The organism is Methylomonas sp. BG-2 (assembly GCF_057766305.1).
Genome location: NZ_JBYMAP010000352.1, coordinates 1 through 2,917 on the forward strand (window position 1 = coordinate 1; position 2,917 = coordinate 2,917).

Annotated in this window: 3 protein-coding genes; 2 read left to right on the forward strand and 1 reads right to left on the reverse strand. The window is 58.4% G+C overall.

Going from position 1 to position 2,917, the window contains the following annotated elements:
• Both AC3B8H_RS19960 and trpD read left to right on the forward strand, forming a co-directional pair.
• Positions 1-501: NAD(P)/FAD-dependent oxidoreductase (locus AC3B8H_RS19960; RefSeq protein ID WP_488443269.1), on the forward strand; the 501-nt coding region annotated here is incomplete at its 5' end.
• Positions 502-774: 273 nt separating this feature from the next.
• Complete coding sequence (gene trpD, locus AC3B8H_RS19965; protein ID WP_488443270.1) at positions 775-1,791, forward strand: anthranilate phosphoribosyltransferase; 1,017 nt, start codon at positions 775-777, stop codon at positions 1,789-1,791.
• Positions 1,792-2,524: 733 nt separating this feature from the next.
• Here trpD and AC3B8H_RS19970 read toward each other — a convergent pair.
• Positions 2,525-2,860: a hypothetical protein gene (locus AC3B8H_RS19970; protein ID WP_488443271.1), complete on the reverse strand. Its 336-nt coding sequence runs from the start codon at positions 2,858-2,860 to the stop codon at positions 2,525-2,527.
• Positions 2,861-2,917: the final 57 nt, after the last annotated feature.

Here is a 2,917-nt window from a genome sequence, read left to right on the forward strand (position 1 = left end):
TATTCCTTGTCCGCCCCGATCCGCGATGCCATTGCCGCCAACGGCGCCGCGACCATCCACCTGGACTTGTTGCCCGGCCTGACGCTCGACGAAGTTTGCCGGCGCGCGGCTCAACCGCGCGGCAAGGACAGCTTGAGCAACCAACTGCGCAAGCGGTTGGGGCTGAGCGGCGTCAAACTGGCGCTGGTCCGCGAAGCGTTACCGGCCGCCGAATTCAACGACCCGTTGCGTCTGGCCGCCACCGCGAAAGCCGTGCCGATTCGCTTCAGCGCGCCCAGGCCCATCGCCGAAGCCATCAGCAGCGCCGGCGGCATCGAATTCGCCGAACTCGACCGAAGTTTAATGTTGCACCAGTTGCCGGGCGTGTTCGCGGCCGGCGAAATGCTGGATTGGGAAGCGCCGACCGGCGGCTATTTGTTGACCGCCTGTTTCGCGACCGGCCGCGCCGCCGGCTTGGGCGCGCTGGCCTGGTTGCGAAACCGATCCGACAAACCGGCTTAGGGCCGGGTTTGTTATCATGGGCGGCATACGGATAAAGACCAATATCGTTACAGTAGGGTCTTTAGCCGCGACCGGGAGCTTAACCGTGCGCGCTGAACTTGGCGGTTACTGAATGGTTCAGAACCCGCCTATAGCAATCGCGGCCAACGGCTTTCCTACTAAACATTCGCCGGTTTTCAGTTGGACGGACCGGTAGAATCCGGCCGCCCGGAGCCTCAGTCCCGAGATTTCCGATCACCGGATCTTCTAAACCCACAACCATCGACCCGACCCATGCACATTCAGGCCACCCTGCAAAAACTGCTCGATAAACAGGATCTCGATAGCGAGGAAATGCGCGCGGCAATGCGCGCGATGATGAACGGCAAATTGACCGACGCCCAGATCGCCGGCTTTTTGATCGCGCTGCGCTGCAAGGGCGAAACCATCGACGAAATTGCCGCGGCGGTCGGCGTGCTGCGCGAGTTGGTCCATAAGGTGCCGGTAACCGGCGAACACGTTATCGACACCTGCGGCACCGGCGGCGACGGCGCCAACACCTTCAACATCTCGACCACCGCGGCTTTCGTGGTCGCGGCGGCCGGCGGCAAGGTCGCCAAGCACGGCAACCGTTCGGTGTCCAGTTGCTGCGGCAGCGCCGATTTGCTGGAAGCGGCCGGCGTCAATCTCGACCTGCCGGCCGAGCAAGTCGGCCAATGCGTCGACGACATCGGCGTTGGCTTTTTGTTTGCGGCCAAGCACCACAGCGCGGTGCGCCACACGGTCGGGCCGCGCAAGGAAATGGGCGTGCGCACGCTGTTCAACCTGATCGGCCCGCTGTCCAATCCGGCCAACGCGCCGCACCAACTGATCGGCGTGTTCGACAAACAATGGCTGGTGCCGGTAGCCGAAGTGCTGAAGCGTCTGGGCAGCCGCCACGTCTTGGTCGTGCACGCCCACGACGGTCTGGACGAAATCAGCATCGCGGCGCCGACCGATGTCGCCGAACTGCACAACGGCGCGATCGGCACCTACACGATCACCCCGGAATATTTCGGCCTGCGCCGCTCGCCGCTCGCCAGTCTGGCCATCGCCAACGCCGCCGACAGCCTGGCCATCGTCAAAGCAGTGCTGAACAACCAGCCCGGCCCGGCGCTGGACATCGTCGCGCTGAATGCCGGTGCCGCGATTTACGCCGCCGATTTGACCGACTCGCTGGAAGCCGGCGTCCGCCGGGCCTACGCGGTGCTGGCGGACGGCAGCGCGTTAGCCAAGTTCGAGGCGTTGATTGGGTATTCCAAAGCCGGTTAAAGAATCGCCGAACCTTAAGCCTACGACTCCAGTTTCTGTATCTGCACAATCTAGCGATATAGAGCGCGGTGGTGATTGTAGTTAAGACAATAGCGGCCAAATTTGTGTCGCTATCGCGAGGGCTATTTTAAAGTCGAGTCTCGGCCCGACAGCCGAGGTACTTTTCTTTGCTTGTCCTCGGCAATTGCTCCTGAGTTGCTCTACCTCCTGCATCCATGCAGTCGAAAGAAAAGTACCCAAAAGAAAAGGCTACCCCATGCCGCTTGTATCCTGCGCTCCGAAGGGTTTGAACGGGGTTTTCGGAAGGGCTATCCATAGCCCTCCGAAAACGCGATGCATCCCTGCATCGCCCCTGCGGGCAGCTCACTCGGTACATCCATGTTCTTCGCCCTGCGGGTGCTACGCATGCAAATCGGCTATCCTGCCGATTTGTCCGCTCAAACCCTCCGGTGCTCGGCGCGGTATCAGGGGGATCAACCCCGTCGGCGTACCCGAGGTAATCTGTGAGTTTAAAAGCAGTAGGTTTAATGGGGTGTTGTAGGATGCTAGCCGACGCATCGATCGCGACCGACTGATGCGCTTCACTTCGTTCAGCACATACTATGTCCCTATGTGATCTAGATTTAAAATCACTCGGAGAATAGGGTGTAATAGCGAAGCGTATTACACCGGCGGTAACGATTGGTGTAATACGGCTTTGCCTATTACACCCTATAGCGCTGGTTAGGCCCTTTCACAAGTAATTGCCCCATACTGACATTTCGCTTAATTCGATCCACTTGCCGTTCTGTTTCTCGAAAAAATATACCGGACCACCAGTTGGGTTTGTGCTTTCTGGTCGTGGAGCAAGCCGCGCTCCAATCAAACCGATTTGGGTCTTCTCTATCCGAGACACATAGTATTCTTTATGTTTAGAAATCAATTCTTGTACGTCTTTAGAATCTGACTTCGTGACCCCAAGTTTTGATACGAAATCCACGTCGGTTGGGGAAAGAAAACTAGATTGCTCGGCATCCGCCTGAAACGTTTGCAAAAATAGAAGAGTCACCAATAAAAACAGCAGTTTCATAAAGGCCTAACGCAAAGCTCAGCCGCGTAGCGTTAGCGGAGTCGGCTGGAGCGTTGG

What these genes read in the sequence shown, in the direction of transcription:
- trpD (WP_488443270.1), top strand. Translation starts at nt 775, where the DNA reads ATGCACATTCAGGCCACCCTGCAAAAACTGCTCGATAAACAGGATCTC.
- AC3B8H_RS19970 (WP_488443271.1), bottom strand. Translation starts at nt 2,860, where the DNA reads ATGAAACTGCTGTTTTTATTGGTGACTCTTCTATTTTTGCAAACGTTT.